This is a genomic window from Curtobacterium pusillum, from assembly GCF_007680845.1.
GTDB lineage: Bacteria > Actinomycetota > Actinomycetes > Actinomycetales > Microbacteriaceae > Curtobacterium > Curtobacterium pusillum_B.
Genome location: NZ_VEIY01000002.1, coordinates 560,386 through 575,641 on the forward strand (window position 1 = coordinate 560,386; position 15,256 = coordinate 575,641).

General features: G+C 71.1%; 14 protein-coding genes. 6 read left to right on the top strand and 8 right to left on the bottom strand.

From position 1 onward, the window contains the following. Positions 1-104 precede the first annotated feature (104 nt). From FS825_RS07130 to FS825_RS07140, 3 genes are read right to left on the bottom strand one after another with little or no spacing between them, the layout of a single operon-like run. Positions 105-1,136, bottom strand: a complete 1,032-nt coding sequence (locus FS825_RS07130; RefSeq protein ID WP_144711754.1) for an agmatine deiminase family protein — start codon at positions 1,134-1,136, stop codon at positions 105-107. Continuing rightward, positions 1,133-2,146 carry a nitrilase-related carbon-nitrogen hydrolase gene (locus FS825_RS07135; protein WP_144711755.1) on the bottom strand — a complete coding sequence of 338 codons (1,014 nt, stop codon included), beginning with the start codon at positions 2,144-2,146 and terminating at the stop codon, positions 1,133-1,135. Before FS825_RS07135 ends, FS825_RS07130 begins: the two co-directional genes overlap by 4 nt. Before the next feature lie 38 nt (positions 2,147-2,184). Next, entirely contained in the window at positions 2,185-3,027 is an 843-nt protein-coding gene (locus tag FS825_RS07140; RefSeq protein ID WP_144711756.1) for a helix-turn-helix transcriptional regulator, read from the bottom strand. A gap of 127 nt (positions 3,028-3,154) precedes the next feature. Here FS825_RS07140 and FS825_RS07145 point away from each other — a divergent pair, with 127 nt between their 5' ends. Continuing rightward, the gene (locus tag FS825_RS07145; RefSeq protein ID WP_144711757.1) at positions 3,155-4,081 is read left to right on the top strand and encodes an SDR family oxidoreductase; all 927 of its coding nucleotides are present in this window, start codon (positions 3,155-3,157) and stop codon (positions 4,079-4,081) included. A gap of 22 nt (positions 4,082-4,103) precedes the next feature. On the opposite strand, the gene FS825_RS07150 is transcribed toward FS825_RS07145, so the two are convergent. The 5 genes from FS825_RS07150 to FS825_RS07170 form a co-directional block, all read right to left on the bottom strand. Further along, positions 4,104-4,757 (bottom strand): DUF1345 domain-containing protein, encoded by a 654-nt coding sequence (locus tag FS825_RS07150; protein WP_144711758.1) that lies wholly within the window; start codon positions 4,755-4,757, stop codon positions 4,104-4,106. A gap of 96 nt (positions 4,758-4,853) precedes the next feature. Beyond that, positions 4,854-6,191, bottom strand: a complete 1,338-nt coding sequence (locus FS825_RS07155; RefSeq protein WP_144711759.1) for a flavin monoamine oxidase family protein — start codon at positions 6,189-6,191, stop codon at positions 4,854-4,856. Continuing rightward, the gene (locus FS825_RS07160) at positions 6,191-7,555 is read right to left on the bottom strand and encodes an NAD(P)/FAD-dependent oxidoreductase (RefSeq protein ID WP_144711760.1); all 1,365 of its coding nucleotides are present in this window, start codon (positions 7,553-7,555) and stop codon (positions 6,191-6,193) included. The genes FS825_RS07155 and FS825_RS07160 overlap by 1 nt, the downstream gene beginning before the upstream one ends. Before the next feature lie 2 nt (positions 7,556-7,557). Further along, positions 7,558-8,991, bottom strand: coding sequence for an aspartate aminotransferase family protein (locus FS825_RS07165; protein WP_144711761.1), 1,434 nt, complete (start codon positions 8,989-8,991; stop codon positions 7,558-7,560). Further along, positions 8,988-9,458: an Lrp/AsnC family transcriptional regulator gene (locus FS825_RS07170; RefSeq protein WP_186377109.1), complete on the bottom strand. Its 471-nt coding sequence runs from the start codon at positions 9,456-9,458 to the stop codon at positions 8,988-8,990. The genes FS825_RS07165 and FS825_RS07170 overlap by 4 nt, the downstream gene beginning before the upstream one ends. Positions 9,459-9,583: 125 nt before the next feature. Here FS825_RS07170 and FS825_RS07175 point away from each other — a divergent pair, with 125 nt between their 5' ends. The 5 genes from FS825_RS07175 to FS825_RS07195 are packed head-to-tail and all read left to right on the top strand — an operon-like array spanning position 9,584 to position 15,252. Next, entirely contained in the window at positions 9,584-11,026 is a 1,443-nt protein-coding gene (locus FS825_RS07175) for an aminobutyraldehyde dehydrogenase (protein ID WP_144711763.1), read from the top strand. 32 nt (positions 11,027-11,058) lie between these two features. Further along, a complete protein-coding gene (locus FS825_RS07180; protein ID WP_144711764.1) occupies positions 11,059-12,246 on the top strand; it encodes an ABC transporter ATP-binding protein in 1,188 nt (395 codons plus the stop codon). Then, the gene (locus FS825_RS07185; RefSeq protein WP_144711765.1) at positions 12,243-13,466 is read left to right on the top strand and encodes an ABC transporter substrate-binding protein; all 1,224 of its coding nucleotides are present in this window, start codon (positions 12,243-12,245) and stop codon (positions 13,464-13,466) included. The genes FS825_RS07180 and FS825_RS07185 overlap by 4 nt, the downstream gene beginning before the upstream one ends. Next, positions 13,463-14,377: an ABC transporter permease gene (locus FS825_RS07190; RefSeq protein ID WP_222126902.1), complete on the top strand. Its 915-nt coding sequence runs from the start codon at positions 13,463-13,465 to the stop codon at positions 14,375-14,377. The genes FS825_RS07185 and FS825_RS07190 overlap by 4 nt, the downstream gene beginning before the upstream one ends. Then, positions 14,374-15,252 (top strand): ABC transporter permease, encoded by an 879-nt coding sequence (locus FS825_RS07195; RefSeq protein ID WP_144711766.1) that lies wholly within the window; start codon positions 14,374-14,376, stop codon positions 15,250-15,252. Before FS825_RS07190 ends, FS825_RS07195 begins: the two co-directional genes overlap by 4 nt. The last annotated feature ends 4 nt before the right edge of the window (positions 15,253-15,256 follow it).

A 15,256-nucleotide genomic window follows, 5' to 3' on the forward strand; every position in this document is an offset into this window, starting at 1 on the left:
CCCTACCGACGGGTCCGGCACCGGATGACCCGCCGCGGAGTACACCGTCGTCGGGGTCGGTGTACGCGGTGGCGGTTGCGTGGGTCACGGTGCGACGGAGCGCTTCAGCGCTGTTCGCGGGCGGGTCGGCGAGCCGGCTGCTGCTGCGTGATGCAGTGCAGCCCACCACCGCGCGCGAACACCTCGCGGGCGTCGACCGTCCGCACGTCGCGCCCCGGGTAGACGTCCGCCAGGATCCCCCGCGCACGGTCGTCCGCCGCCGGTTCCCCGAACCCGCACGCGATCACGGCCCCGTTCACCACGACGTGGTTCACGTAGTTCCAGTCCACCGGCCCGCCCTCGTCGGAGCGCGTCGCCGGAGCCGGCAGCTCCACGATCGTCGCGTCGGTCGCGGCTTCGAGCGCGGCCCGGACCTGCGGCATGACGAGGTGGTCGGGGTGCCCGGCGTCCGGCTGGGCGTGGAGGAGCACGACGTCCGGCGAGGGGAGGGTCGCCACCATGTCCACGTGCCCTCGTGTCCCGAGCCCGTCGTAGTCCCGAGTGAGGCCCCTGGGGAGCCAGATCACGTCCGTCGCACCGATGGTCCGTGCGAGTTCCTGTTCCACCCGGCCATGGTCGGCGTACGGGTTGCGTCGGGCATCGAGCTGCACCGTCTCGGTCACGAGGACCGTGCCCGTCCCGTCGACGTGGATCGCGCCGCCCTCGTTGACGAGGAGGGACGGGATCCGCTCGGCGCCCGCGGCACTGGCCACGACGCCAGCGATGAGTGCGTCGCGGGTCCACGTCGACCAGGCGTTCGCACCCCAGCCGTTGAAGATCCAGTCCACGGCGCCGAGCTCGCCGGTGACGTCGTCGACGACGAACGTCGGGCCGGTGTCGCGCATCCAGAAGTCGTCCAGCGGGGCCTCGAGCACGTCGACCGCGCCGGAGAGCAGCCGGTCGGCATCGGCGCGGGCCACGGGGTCGACGACCACGGTGACCGGTTGGTACTCGCTGATCGCGTTCGCGGTCGCCGCCCAGACGGCACGCGCCGCCTCGGCGCTCGCCGGATCGTCGCCGAGCGTGAGCCCGGGCCGGGGGAACGCCATCCAGGTGCGCTCCTGCGGAGCGGTCTCCGCGGGCATCCGCCAGCTCACGAGGGCACCACGTCGGTCCAGGAGGCGCGGATCGCCTCACGCGCGCCGTACCCGTCGCGCACGGGGTCGACCTCCTCGACGAGGCCGCCGTACAGGTCGGGTCGCCGGGTCAGGTAGAAGGGGAAGAGCCGGAGCCACTCGACGCGGGCGTCGAGGTCGAGGTCGGCCACGAGCACCGCGTCCGCGTCGCGCGGTGCCTCGACGAGCACGCGCCCGAACGGGTCGGAGATGAACGAGGAGCCGTAGAAGGTGATGTCGCCCTCGTCGCCCCAGCGGTTCGGGACGACCATGAACTGCCCCGCCGTGATGCCGTTCGCCACGATCACCTGCCGCCAGATGAGTGCGGTGTCGAAGTCGGGGAAGGTCGGCTCGGACCCGATCGCGGTCGGGTAGGCGAGCACCTCGGAGCCGGCGAGGCCGTACGACCGGGCGACTTCGGGAAACCACTCGTCCCAGCACGTCGGGAGCCCCACCCGCGCACCGAGTCCGGTCGGCTCGTACACCGGGAACGCGTCCGCGTCGGGACCCGGGCGGAAGTAGGTGTCCTCGTAGTAGCCGGCGCTGATCGGGATGTGCGTCTTGCGGGTCCGGCCGACCAGGGTGCCGTCGGGTGCGACGAGGATCGCCGTGTTGTAGCCGCGCGGGTCGTCAGGCTGGTCGCCCTCGGCGGGCCGCTCGTACAGCGAGGCGTGCACGAACACTCCGTGCTCGATCGCCTGCGCGCGGGCGAACGTGATCGTCGGGCCGTCGGCGAGGGACTCCGCCTGGTCCTTCGGCGCCCCGGTCGCGGGGGTGTCGCCCGGGTAGCGGGAGAGCGTGAGCTCCTGGAGGAACACGGCTGCGGCGCCGTTCGCGGCTGCCGCGGCGATGCCGTCCGCGAGGGTGGCGCGGTGCTCGACCGGGTCCTCGTGCCAGCGGGTCTGCACGAGTGCGACGCGGACACGGCGGCGAGGGGTGCCGGTGTCCTCGTGGAGGGGAGACGGCTGCACGGTTGCGACGGTGACGTCCATGGGACCATTGTTGATCAGTAGATCAACAAGTGCAAGCCTCAGCCGCGGACGCCCGAGGAGCCGACGACGGACAGCAGGCGGAGCCGCTCGGCGGTCTCGCTGCCCGGTTCGGCGGTGTAGACGAGCAGGTTCTGCGAGCTGTCCGGGTCCTGCAGCACCTGGCACTGCAGGGTGAGCAGCCCGACCTCCGGGTGCCGGTAGGCCTTCACGTCACGCGGGCGGATGCCGACCTCGTGGCGCGCCCAGACCTCGCGGAACTCGTCGCTGGTCGCGAGCAGTCGTTCGGCGAGGTGGGCGGCACGGGACGTGGGACCCCGGCGTGCGATGACCGTGCGGAGGCCCGAGGCGTACATCCGGGACAGGAAGGGGTGGTCCTCGACCGGGTGGACGTCCCGGGAGCGCGGGTCGGCGAACCACCGGTACCCGATGCTCCGCTCGTCACCCCGTCGGCCCGTGGCGTCCCCGGTGAGTTCGGCGGCGAGGGCGGTCTGCTGCAGCGTCTCGCCCAGCTCGGTGACGATCTCGGCAGGACTGTCCGCCAGCCGGTCGAAGATGCGCATCATGCCGGGACTGACGTGGTCCCCGCCGGAAGCCACCGTCGGGGGCTCGTGTCCGGCGAGGCGGAAGAGGTGGTCGCGCTCCGCGATCGTGAGGCGGAGCCCCTGCGCGATGGACGCGAGCATCTGGTCGGACGGCTGCGGGCCGCGCTCCCGCTCGAGCCGCGCGTAGTAGTCGACGGACATGTTGCTGAGCAGTGCCGCCTCTTCACGCCGCAGCCCGCTCGTGCGCCGGCGCTGGCCCCGGGCGAGGCCGACGTCCTCGGGCTGCAGGGCTGTCCGACGGCTGCGGAGGAAGTCCGCCAGGGACGCTCGGTCGATCATGCGCCCATCCTCTCCCTGCCCGGAGCGCGGAGCCACGGATCGTCAGGCCGTGGTTGTGGCAGGGCCGCGGCGCGACGATCGACCCGGGTGCCGGATCGGGCGCTCACCACGACGGGAGCGGCGAACCATGGCACGGAACGAACGACTGACCATCCCGGACCTCGGCGGCCGCCGGGTCCTGGTGACCGGGGCGAGCGACGGCATCGGACTCGAGATCGCCGCCCGCTTCGCCGGAGCGGGCGCCGAGCTGGTCGTGCCCGTCCGCAACCGCGACAAGGGGGCGGTCGCCGTCGCGCGGATCACCGAGCAACACCCGCGGGCGTCCGTGCTGCTCGAGGACCTGGACCTGTCCTCGCTCGAGTCCGTGTCGACGCTCGGCGATCGGCTGCGGTCCGACGGCACCCCCATCGACGTGTTCGTGGGGAACGCCGGCGTGATGAACCCGCCGGAGCGGCAGACGACCCGGGACGGCTTCGAGCTGCAGTTCGGCACGAACCACCTCGGGCACGTCGCGCTCGTCGGCAGCCTCCTCCCGCTGCTGCGGGCCGCGAGCGGCCGGGTCGTGATGCAGTCGAGCGTCGCGGCGCAGCGGGCCTCGATCCGGTGGGACGACCTGCAGTTCGAGCGGGACTACGACGTCGCGCGGGCGTACGGGCAGTCGAAGCTCGCGTGCGCGCTCTTCGCACTCGAGCTCGGGCGACGGAGCCGTGCCGGCGGCTGGGGGATCACGAGTGCGGTCAGCCACCCGGGCGTCGCCCCGACCAGTCTGCTCGCAGCGCGTCCGGAGATCGGTCGGGCCGGGGACACCGCGGCCGTGCGGGCGATCCGCTGGCTGTCGGCCCGGGGCCTCCTCGTCGGGACACCGGCCTCGGCGGCGGAGCCGGCGCTGCTCGCCGCGACGGGTGCCGACCTCGACGGTGCGTTCGTCGGCCCGACCGGGCTCGGACAGCTCGGCGGACCGGCCGGGCGTCGGAAGCCGTGGGCGCCGCTGCTCCGGGACGAGGACGCCGCTCGGCTCTGGGACGTGTCCGAGGCGCTCGTCGGTCGCGCGTGACCGTGCGGACGGGTGCCCGCGGTCAGTTGATGATGTTCACCGCCCGGGAGATGACAAGTGCCAGCAGGATGAACCCGCCGAGTGCCTGGTAGGCCATGATCATCTTCGCGCGCACCGTCATCGGCATGGTGTCGGTCGGGCTGAACGCGACCATGTTCGTCATCGCCACGTAGAGGTAGTCGAGGTACACCGGGCGCCAGTCGGCACGCTTCGGGTCGGACTCCTGGGGGAACAGGAAGTCCGCCTCGTCCGAGTCCCACGGCCCCGGCTGCCGCCTGGCGACCGGGCCACCGCGGTCGAGTTCCCAGTACACGAGCCCGAACGCGATGATGCTGCTCACCCACACCTGCAGGGCCGTGAGCAGGACGGCTCCGCCCTCGGCGTGTCCGTGCAGGAGCTCGATGACGGTTCGGACCACGGTGAGCTGGTTCGCGACGGTGAGCAGCACGGCGAGGCCGGTCGAGAGCCACCGCGACCAGGTCGTCTCGCGGGTCAGGCGCCGCGGGTTGAACACGATCAGGGGCGTCAGCAGGAGGACGCCGAGGAGCGGCACCGCCCACGACGGGAAGAACAGCACCTGGTCGGGGAGCAGCAGTGCGAGCGCGAGGTTGACGAGGACCGCGATCGCGACGGGTGCGCGGTGCTCGTGCCGTGGGTGCGTCCGCGTCGTGCTCACAGGAGGCAGTGTGACACCCCAGGGGCGGCTCGGGCGTCTGCGTGCGATGCGGAGGTGCTCATCGACGCGGCAGCCAGGAGGTCGGCATTGATGACTTCATCGTGGTACCGACCGTGCGAGCGAGATCGGCTCCACCTCGGCGCCGAGCAGCCGCCCCGCCGCCCGCAACCCGGACAGCAGCGCCCCGTGCACCGTCGCGGGGTCGTCCCCCCACGTGGCCTCCCCGGCGAGCTGCACCCGTCCGGACGGCGTCCCGAGCAGGTCGTGGTCGTCCGGGCTCGCCCCCACGTGCAGGTACGAGTACGACCCCCGCGCGAACGGGTCCGCCGCCCACCGGGTGATCCGGTACCCGTCCGGCACGGGGACGTCGTCGCCGAACATCCGCCGGAGTGCGGCGAGCCCCTCGTCGATGACGAGCGCGTCGGGCAGCGACTCGATCCGCCGGGCGCCGGCCCCACCGACCAGGGCAGCGAGCACGGGTTCGCCGGTGACGCGGGACATGTCGTACCAGGAGTGCCAGTCCACGCCCGCCGACCCCTGCTGTCGCACGACCCAGTCGTCGCCCCAGAACCTCGTCGGGAACCGCAGGAAGACCTTGTCGTAGACGCCCATGCCGAGCCGGCCCATCGCGTCGAGGACCTCGGGGTCGAGCGGCGGCTCGAACGTGACCGCGCCGGCCTGGAGGACGCCGAGCGGCACGGTGACGACGACGTCGGCCGCGGTCACGGTGGTGCCGTCGGCCAGGCCGACGACCACGCCGCCGTCGGTGGTCCGGACCGAGCGGACCTCCGACCCGAGCCGGACGTCCAGCCCCTCGGCCAGGGCGTGCGCGTACTGGGCGTAGCCGCTGGGGAACACCACCTCGTCCCCGGCGACGTGCTCCTCGTCGAGGCCGTGGGCGTCGAGCACGGTGACGGGCGCGCCACAGAGGTCCTCGGAACGGTGTGCCGTGTACTCCCGGATCCGGGCGGCGCGGTCGCCCTGCCAGCCGAGCGCCCGCAACGCGGTGTCGACGGCGGTGGCGTAGGTCGAGGGCGGTGGGGCGGCGGCGACGACGGTCTCGAGCGCGGCGTCCAGGGCGTGCAGGTCGTCCACGAACGCCGACGCGGCTGCGGGCGACAGTCGTCGACCGGCGGGGTCGTGCCAGGCGATCGGGCGCCCGTCGAACTGGAAGCTCCCGACGGTGAACTCGACGGTGTCGATGCCGAACGCGGACGCCAGGTCCCGGAGCGGGTTGCCGTCGATGCCGTGGATCCACGACGCCCCGAGGTCGACCGGTACACCGAGCGCGGAGTCGGTCCAGGTGCGGCCGCCGATGCGGTCCCGGGCCTCGAGCACGACGACCCGTCGTCCGCCGAGGGCCAGTGCTCGAGCGGCGGCGAGTCCGGCGACCCCGGCCCCCACGACGACGACGTCGGTGTCAGCAGCGACCATCAGTGTCCTCCGGTCAGTGGTGCCGTGAGCTTCGCGGCCAGGCTCGGTCGGCCGGTGAGCGCTTCCTCGCGGTCGGCGAGGTCGGTCGCCACCAGCCCGGCGTTCGCGCCGAGGAACCGCAGTGGCTCGGGCTCCCAGTCCGGCGACCGGTGGTTCACCCACGGCAGGGCGGTCAGCGGTGAGGAGACCCCACGCACGAGGTCGGCGAGCGTCCGCCCGGCCAGGTTGGTCGTCGAGAGCCCGTCGCCCACGTAGCCGCCGGCGGTGCCGACGTGCCCGTCCCACGTGACGGAAGCGCACCAGTCGCGGGGCACCCCGAGCGGACCGCCCCAGGTGTGGGTGATCGGGGCGTCGGCCACGGCGGGGAACAGGTCGACGAGCGCGGCGCGGAGGTGCGCGAACACCCGCGGTACCCGGTCGTACCCGGGCGTGATCGCCGAGCCCCAGTGGTACCGGGCCCCGCGTCCGCCGAAGGCGAGGCGGTCGTCGGCCGTCCGCTGCCCGTAGACGAGCAGGTGCCGGTAGTCCGAGAAGGTCTGCCCGTGCTCGAGTCCGATCCGGTCCCACACGGCGGGGGGCAGCGGAGCGGTCGCGATCATGAGCGAGTAGAGCGGCAGGATGCGCCGTTTCGTCTGCGCCAGCTGCGCGCCGTAGCCCTCGACGGCGATCACGACGGCGCCGGCCGAGACGGTCCCGTGGGACGTGACCACACGCCCTGGAGCCCACGACCTGGCGGGCGTGTGCTCCGCGATCCGGACGCCCCGCGCCTCCAGGGCGGCCGCGAGGCCTCGTACCAGTGCGGCGGGCTGGACCCGTGCGCAGTCCGGGGTCCAGGCGACGCCGGCCGAACCGGCGGCGTCGCCGGCGCGTGCTTCGCGCCAGGTCATGTCGTCGCCCCACTCCGCGGACGACGCGACCTCGTCGCGGGCAGCACGTTCCTGCACGGCCGAGCGTGCGTAGAGGACGGTGCCACCCTTGACGTAGTCGCATTCGATGCCGGCGGACGCCGCAGCGCGGCCCACCTCGTCGACCGTGTCGCGCATCGCGGCACGCATCGCGAGGGCGGCCTCGCGCCCGTACCGCCGGGCGAGGGAGCCCGCCGAGGCCGGGAACAGCGCCGAGCACCAGCCGCCGTTCCGTCCGGACGCGCCGAACCCCGCGATCTCGCGTTCCACGACGACGATCTGGAGGCGCGGGTCGGCCTGGTGCAGGTACCACGCGGTCCAGAGACCCGTCAGCCCACCGCCGACGATGCAGACGTCCGCGGTGGTGTCGCCGTCGAGCGGCGGCCGGGGCGTCAGGTCGTCGCGTCCGCCGGTGACGAGCGCGTCGAGCCAGAACGAGACGCCCCGGTAGCCCGACATCGTCAGATCTTCGTCCAGGCCTCGGACAGGACGCTCCGCAGGATCGAGGTCATCTCGCGGAACTCCGGCTGCCCGATGGTGAGCGGCGGTGCGAGCTGCACGACGGGGTCGCCGCGGTCGTCGGCGCGGCAGTACAGCCCGGCGTCGAACAGCGCCTTCGACAGGAACCCGCGGAGCAGGCGCTCGGACTCGGCGTCATCGAAGGTCGTCTTGGTGGCCTTGTCCTTGACGAGCTCGATGCCGTAGAAGTACCCGTCGCCGCGGACGTCGCCGACGATCGGCAGGTCGCGCAGCGTGTCGAGTTCGGCCTTGAAGAGCGGGGCGTTCTGCTGGACGTTGGCGAGCAGCCCTTCTTCCTCGAAGATGTCGAGGTTCTCCATCGCGACGGCGGCGGAGACCGGGTGCCCGCCGAACGTGTACCCGTGGTAGAAGGTCGTGTCGCCCGTCGAGAACGGCTCGAAGATCTTGTCGCTGATGATCGTCGCGCCGATGGGGGAGTACCCGGAGGTCATGGCCTTCGCGCAGGTGATCATGTCCGGGACGAAGCCGTAGGTGTCGCAGGCGAACATGGTGCCGATCCGCCCGAAGGCGCAGATCACCTCGTCGGAGACGAGCAGGACGTCGTACTCGTCGCAGATTGCGCGGACCCGCTGGAAGTACCCGGGCGGCGGGGTGAAGCAGCCGCCGGAGTTCTGCACGGGTTCGAGGAAGACCGCGGCGACGGTGTCGGGTCCCTCGAACTCGATCATCTCGCGGATGCGTTCGGCCGCCCAGAAGCCGAACTCCTCCTCGGTCGCACCGGCGAAGCCCATCTCGGCGGAGCGGTAGTAGTTCGTGTTCGGGACGCGGAGCCCACCGGGGGTGAGCGGCTCGAACATCTGCTTCATCGCCGGGATGCCGGTGATGGCCAGGGCTCCCTGCGGGGTGCCGTGGTAGGCCACCGCGCGGGAGATCACCTTGTGCTTCATCGGCTTGCCGCGGAGCTTCCAGTAGTGCTTCGCCAGCTTGAACGCGGTCTCGACGGCCTCGCCGCCGCCGGTCGAGAAGAACACCTTGTTGAGGTCGCCGGGAGCGTGGTCGGCCAGCCGGTCGGCGAGCTCGATCGCCGCGGGGTGCGCGTACGACCAGATCGGGAAGAAGGACAGGGTCTCGGCCTGCTTGGCGGCCATCTCGGCCAGGCGCTTCCGGCCGTGCCCGGCGGCGACGACGAACAGGCCGGAGAGCCCGTCGATGTACTCCTTGCCGTGGCTGTCGTAGACGTGGTGGCCCTCGCCACGGACCATGATCGGGACCTCGGCCCCGGCCTGGTTCGCACCGTGCCGGGCGAAGTGCATCCACAGGTGGTCGCGGGACTTCTGCTGCAAGTCCTCGTTGTCGACCCTTGCGAACGGGTCGTAGGAGCCCAGTCGGGTGGGCTGCTGATCGGAGATGGTCATCGCGTTCCCCAGTCGTAGAGCTGTTTGCGGAGTTGCAGGTAGACGAACGTCTCGGTCCCGGTCACGCCCGGGATCGCACGGATGGTGCCGTTGAGCAGTTCGATGAGGTCGTCGTCGTCCTCGCAGACGACCTCCACCATGAGGTCGAAGCTGCCGGCGGTCATCACGAGGTAGTCGACCGAGGCCAGCTTCTCGAGTTCGTCGGCGACGCTCCTGGTGTCGCCGTTCACGCGGATGCCGATCATCGCCTGCCGGTGGAACCCGAGCTGGAGGGGATCGGTGACCGCGACGATCTGCATGACGCCGGTCTCGGTGAGCTTCTGGACCCGTTGGCGGACCGCCGCCTCGCTGAGACCGACGGCCTTGCCGATCTCGCCGTACGGGCGACGACCGTCGGCCTGGAGTTGTTCGATGATCCGCTTCGAGGTGTCGTCGATGGGACCCGGACGTCGTGGTGCTGCCGCCATGCCGCACAGCATGGCAGCGCCTTCGCTCGGAAAGCAAGGGATTCCGTTGTGAACACCGTGTTTCGCGACGATTTCCGTTGTTACAAGTCTTCCGAACTGCCGTTTTCCGTGCCAGTATCACCGCCATGCTGGACAGCACGACGACGCGTCCCCTGCGGAACTTCATCGGGGGCGAGCACGTGGACGCCCGTGGCGACCGCGCGATGGACCTCGTCGACCCGACCGACGAGCACGTGTACGGCACCTCGCCGGTCTCCACCGCCGATGACGTCGACGCCGCGTTCACCGCCGCGAGCACCGCGTTCGACACCTGGCGGCGCACCACCCCCGGGGAGCGCCAGCTCGCACTCTTCCGGATCGCCGACGCGATGGAGCAGCGGGCCGGGGAGTTCGCGGACCTGGAGTCCCTCGACACCGGCAAGCCCCGCGCCACCCTGGTCGAGGACGAGATCCTGCTCTCCGTCGACCAGATCCGGTTCTTCGCCGGCGCCGCCCGGAACCTCGAGGGGCGGAGCGCCGGCGAGTACCTGGCCGACCACACCTCGTTCGTCCGCCGCGAGCCGATCGGCGTCGTCGCCCAGGTCACCCCGTGGAACTACCCGCTCAACATGGCCGTGTGGAAGTTCGCCCCCGCCATCGCCGCGGGCAACACGACCGTCCTCAAGCCGAGCGACACGACCCCGCTGTCCACCCTGCTGCTCGCCGAGGTCGCCGCCGAGTTCCTGCCGCCCGGCGTCCTCAACGTCGTCGTCGGGGACCGCACCACCGGCGCCGCGATGATCGACCACCCCACCCCGCAGCTCGTGTCCATCACCGGGTCGGTCCGCGCCGGCATGGCGGTCGCCCGCGCTGCCGCCGGTGACCTCAAGCGGACGCACCTGGAGCTCGGCGGCAAGGCGCCGGTGATCGTGTTCGACGACGCCGACATCCCGTCCGCTGTGGCCGGGATCGTCGCCGCCGGCTTCTTCAACGCCGGGCAGGACTGCACCGCGGCCACCCGGCTCCTGGTGCAGGACGGCATCCACGACGAGTTCGTCGCGGCGCTCGCCGAAGAGGCCCGGGCGCACGCGCAGAGCGGACCCGGTTCCGCGGCCCCGTACTTCGGCCCGGTGAACAACGCGGCCCAGCTCGCCCAGGTGCGCTCCTTCGTCGACACGCTCCCCGACCACGCCACCATCGAGGCCGGCGGGTCGCGACAGGGGGACGTCGGCTACTTCCACGAGGCCACGATCGTGTCCGGGCTCCGGCAGGACGACCGGATCGTGCAGCAGGAGGTCTTCGGTCCCGTGCAGACCGTGCAGCGCTTCGCCACCGAAGCCGAGGCGCTCCGCGCCGCGAACGACGTCGAGTACGGCCTCGCCAGCTCGGTGTGGACCACCGACCACGCCAGGGCGATGCGCTTCGCCCGCGACCTCGACTTCGGGTGCGTGTGGATCAACACGCACATCCCGATCGTCGCCGAGATGCCGCACGGCGGCTTCAAGCACTCCGGCTACGGCAAGGACCTGTCCCAGTACGGGTTCGACGACTACACCCGCATCAAGCACGTCATGTCCTACATCGGCTGAACCCGACACCCACCCGCGCAGCAGGAGGCACCATGGCAATGACCGGCACGTTCGCCGAATCGGGAGCCGATCTGCGGCTCGAGCAGATCACCAAGTCCTTCCCCGGGCACACCGCGGTCGACGCGCTCGACCTGACCGTGCCGGCCGGCTCGTTCTTCGCGCTGCTCGGTCCGTCCGGCTGCGGCAAGACCACCACGCTGCGGCTCGTCGCCGGGCTCGAGGAACCCACGAGCGGCAGCATCCTGCTCGGCGGGAAGGACGTCACCGACACGAAGCCGTACCAGCGGCCGGTCAACACGGTGTTCCAGAACTACGCGCTGTTCCCGCACATGAGCGTGCTCGACAACGTGGCGTTCGGGTTGAAGCGCCGCCGGATCCCTGATCCGATGACCAAGGCGACGGAGGCACTGCGGCTCGTCGAACTCGAAGCGTCCGCGTCGAAGCGTCCCGCACAGCTCTCCGGCGGCATGCAGCAGCGCGTCGCCCTCGCCCGGGCGATCGTGAACCGGCCGGCGCTCCTGCTCCTCGACGAGCCGCTCGGCGCACTCGACCTCAAGCTCCGGCACCAGATGCAGCTCGAGCTCAAGACGATCCAGGCCGAGGTCGGCCTCACCTTCCTGCACGTCACGCACGACCAGGAGGAAGCGATGACGATGGCCGACACCGTCGCCGTGATGAACGGCGGCCGGATCGAGCAGATGGGCAGCCCGCAGGAACTGTACGAGCTGCCCCGGACGGCGTTCGTCGCGAACTTCCTCGGGCAGTCGAACCTGCTCGAGGGTGAGGTCCGCGGCACCGAGGGCGACCTCCTCGTCGTCGCCACGGCCGCCGGCACGCTCGCCGTCCCGACCGCGAGGGCCGTCGCGCACACCGGTCGGGTCGTCGTCGGCGTCCGACCCGAGAAGCTCAAGATCCGCACCGCGGAACCCACCCCGGAAGCGGGCCGCAACATCCTCGGCCCCGGCCGCGTGGTCGACGTGTCGTTCTCCGGCGTCAGCACGCAGTACCTCGTCGACGTCCCCGGCGCCGGCCGCGTCTCCGTCTTCGCGCAGAACTCCAAGGGCGGCCCGCGCATCGCGACCGGCACCGAGGTCTGGCTCACGTGGGGTGTCGACCACGGCTTCGGCCTGGAGGCGCACCCCGCGTCCGACGCGAGCGTCACCACCCAGGGCGGGTCGCGCCTCCAGTCCGTGCCCACGCCGGAAGGTGCGGTCGCGTGAGTCGCCTGCCGGAGCCGGGACCCGCCCTGCTCCGCGGACTCACGTCGGGTCGTGTGAGCCGTCGCGGGTTCCTCGCCGGTGGCGGCGCCGCCGCGGTCGCCGCGCTGCTCGCCGGCTGCAGCATCAAGGGGTCGGCTGCGTCCCTCGCCGAGCATCCCGTGGACTGGGCGAAGTTCTGGGCGGACCAGAAGGCGACGAAGCAGCTCAACTTCGCGAACTGGCCGCTCTACATCGACTCCGACCACGGCAAGTCCGAGTCGATCGCGCTCTTCGAGAAGCGCACCGGGATCTCCGTCGACTACCAGGCGGTGATCCAGGACAACGCGACCTTCTACGCGACCGTCTCCCCGATCCTCCGGGCCCAAGGGGCCACCGGGTACGACCTCGTCGTCATGACGAACGGGTTCGAGCTCACCCAGATGATCAAGAACGGGTTCGTGTGCGAGCTCGACCACTCGCGGCTGTCGAACTTCGCGAAGTACGCCGGCGACTCCGTGAAGGACCCGACGTACGACCCCGGCAACCAGCACTCGGTCGTGTGGCAGACCGGCTTCACCGGGATCGCCTACAACCCGAAGTACATCGACCGGGAGATCACGTCGTTCCAGGACCTGCTCGACCCGGCGTTCAAGGGTCGCGTCGGGCTGATGAGCGACAACACCGAGCTCGGCTCGCTCGGGTTGCTGGCGAACGGGATCGCGCCGGAGAAGTCCACCCCGGCCGACTGGCGGAAGGCCCAGGCGTGGCTGCGGAAGCTGCGGCCGAGCGTCACCGGGTTCTACGACCAGAGCTACATCAACAAGCTCGAGAACGGCGACACCTGGATCACCCAGGCGTGGTCCGGCGACGTGTTCCAGGCGCAGCAGTCCGGGTTCGAGCACTTGAAGTTCGTCACCCCCGAGGAGGGCCAGATGATGTGGCACGACAACCTCATGATCCCGCGGCAGGCGGCGAACCCGCTGTCCGCCCTGGCCTGGATGGACTTTTACTACACGCCGGAGATCGCCGGGATCGTCGAGGACTACGTCAACTACGTCTGCCCCGTGCCGGGCGCGGAAGGCTACGTGCGCGACCAGCTCGACGACGCGACCGTCGCCGACAGCCCCCTGGTGTTCCCGTCTGCTGAGGTCCTGGCGAAGTCGCACGAGTTCCGGGTGTTCGAGAACTACGACGAGTACTCGGAGTGGAACGGGATCTTCAACGCGGTGGTGCAGTCGTGACCGCGGTCGGGACCGCCGCGATCGCGGGGGCCGGTACCGGTCCGGGTCGGCGTCGGATGCGCGTGCCGTTCCTGCTCGCGCTCGTCGGCACCGCGTACCTGGCGGTGTTCTTCGTCATCCCGCTCGTGTCGGGGCTCGTCGTCTCGCTGATGTCCGGCAACCCGGACGACGGCTACACCTTCACGAGGAACTTCGGCATCTACTCGTCGCTCTTCGTGGACCCGCAGGTGCCGTACCTGACGTTCCTCCTCCGGTCCCTCTGGTACGGCTTCGCCGCGACGCTGGTGACCATCATCGTCGGGTACCCGGTCGCGTACTTCATCGCGTTCCGGGTGTCCCCGCGGTGGAAGAACCCGCTGCTCATGCTCGTGTTCGTGAGCTTCCTGGTGTCGTTCGTCATCCGGACGGACATGTGGGCGTTCGTGCTCGCGTCGCAGGGGCCGGTCGTCACGGTGCTGCAGGGCATCGGGCTGGCGGGCAAGGACTTCCACATCCTCGGCACCGGCGGCGCGGTGGTCTTCGGGGACGCGTACAACGACCTCGCGTTCATGGTGCTGCCGATCTACGCCGCACTCGAACGGATCGACCCGCGACTCGGTGAGGCCGCGCACGACCTCTACGCCGGGAAGTTCCGGGCGTTCTGGCACACCACGCTGCCGCTGTCCCGGTCCGGCGTCTTCGCCGGGGTGCTGCTCGTCTTCATCGACTGCGTGGGGGACCCGGTGAACTCGGCGCTGCTCGGGGGCACGAACACGTACACGATCGGGCAGGCGATCCAGGACGCCTACTCCGGGAACCAGCAGTACAACGTCGCCGCGGCGCTGTCGACCGTGCTCATGGTCGTGCTCGGCATCATCCTGTTCATCTACGCCCGCGTCTCCGGCACCGACGACCTCGAGGACCTCGTATGACCGCCGTCGCACCACCCCGCTCGTCCGCCGCTCCGACGTCCCCGGTCACCGCGTCCGGCGCTCGTCGGCCGGGTCGCCGCGGAGTGAACCGCCGCGGGCCGTGGCTCGCGATCGTGTACTGGGTGGTCATCGCGATCACCCTCGTGCCGATCGTCTACATGATCGTGTACTCGTTCAACGACGCCCCCACGAACCGGCTGTCCTTCGCGTGGAACGGCTTCACGACGTACTGGTACGCGAACCTCGTGAACGTGTCCGGGCTCGGGTCGGCCTTCGTCACCTCGGTCGTCATCGCGTTCCTCGCGGCGATCGTCTCCGTCGCCATCGGTCTGCCGTTGGCCCTGGCGCTCGAGCGGTACCGGTTCCCCGGCCGCGGCGCCGCGAACGCCGTCGTGTTCGCGGACATCGCGGCGCCGTCCATCGTCGTGGGGTCCGCGTCGCTGTCGTTCTTCCTGTCGATCGGCCTCGGCACCGGGTTCCTCACGGTGCTCCTCACGCACGTGGCCTTCGACGTGGCGTACGTCGTGGTGGTGCTCCGGGGACGGATCGCCGGGACGTCACGGGCGCTCGAGGAGGCGGCCGGGGACCTCGGTGCGACGCCGTTCCAGGCGTTCCGGCTGGTGACGCTGCCGTTGCTCGCGCCGGGCATGCTCGCCGCGGGGCTGCTGGCGCTCGCGATGTCGATCGACGACTACGTGATCACGTCGTTTGTCGCCGGGCCGGCGGTCACGTTCCCGCTGTTCGTGTACGGGGCGGCGAAGGCCGGGATGCCGCCGCAGGTGCTGTGCTTCGGCACGCTGGTGTTCGCGGTGGGGCTGCTCGTCGCGCTGCTGAACGGGGCGCTCAACCGGCGGCTGGCGCGCACGCGCGGCTGAGCGC

Bases quoted from the DNA above. Each gene is read 5' to 3' on its own strand.
- FS825_RS07135 (WP_144711755.1), bottom strand. From the start codon at position 2,146: ATGGACGTCACCGTCGCAACCGTGCAGCCGTCTCCCCTCCACGAGGAC.
- FS825_RS07140 (WP_144711756.1), bottom strand. From the start codon at position 3,027: ATGATCGACCGAGCGTCCCTGGCGGACTTCCTCCGCAGCCGTCGGACA.
- FS825_RS07145 (WP_144711757.1), top strand. From the start codon at position 3,155: ATGGCACGGAACGAACGACTGACCATCCCGGACCTCGGCGGCCGCCGG.
- FS825_RS07155 (WP_144711759.1), bottom strand. From the start codon at position 6,191: ATGGTCGCTGCTGACACCGACGTCGTCGTCGTGGGGGCCGGGGTCGCC.
- FS825_RS07160 (WP_144711760.1), bottom strand. From the start codon at position 7,555: ATGTCGGGCTACCGGGGCGTCTCGTTCTGGCTCGACGCGCTCGTCACC.
- FS825_RS07165 (WP_144711761.1), bottom strand. From the start codon at position 8,991: ATGACCATCTCCGATCAGCAGCCCACCCGACTGGGCTCCTACGACCCG.
- FS825_RS07170 (WP_186377109.1), bottom strand. From the start codon at position 9,458: ATGGCGGCAGCACCACGACGTCCGGGTCCCATCGACGACACCTCGAAG.
- FS825_RS07175 (WP_144711763.1), top strand. From the start codon at position 9,584: ATGCTGGACAGCACGACGACGCGTCCCCTGCGGAACTTCATCGGGGGC.
- FS825_RS07180 (WP_144711764.1), top strand. From the start codon at position 11,059: ATGGCAATGACCGGCACGTTCGCCGAATCGGGAGCCGATCTGCGGCTC.
- FS825_RS07195 (WP_144711766.1), top strand. From the start codon at position 14,374: ATGACCGCCGTCGCACCACCCCGCTCGTCCGCCGCTCCGACGTCCCCG.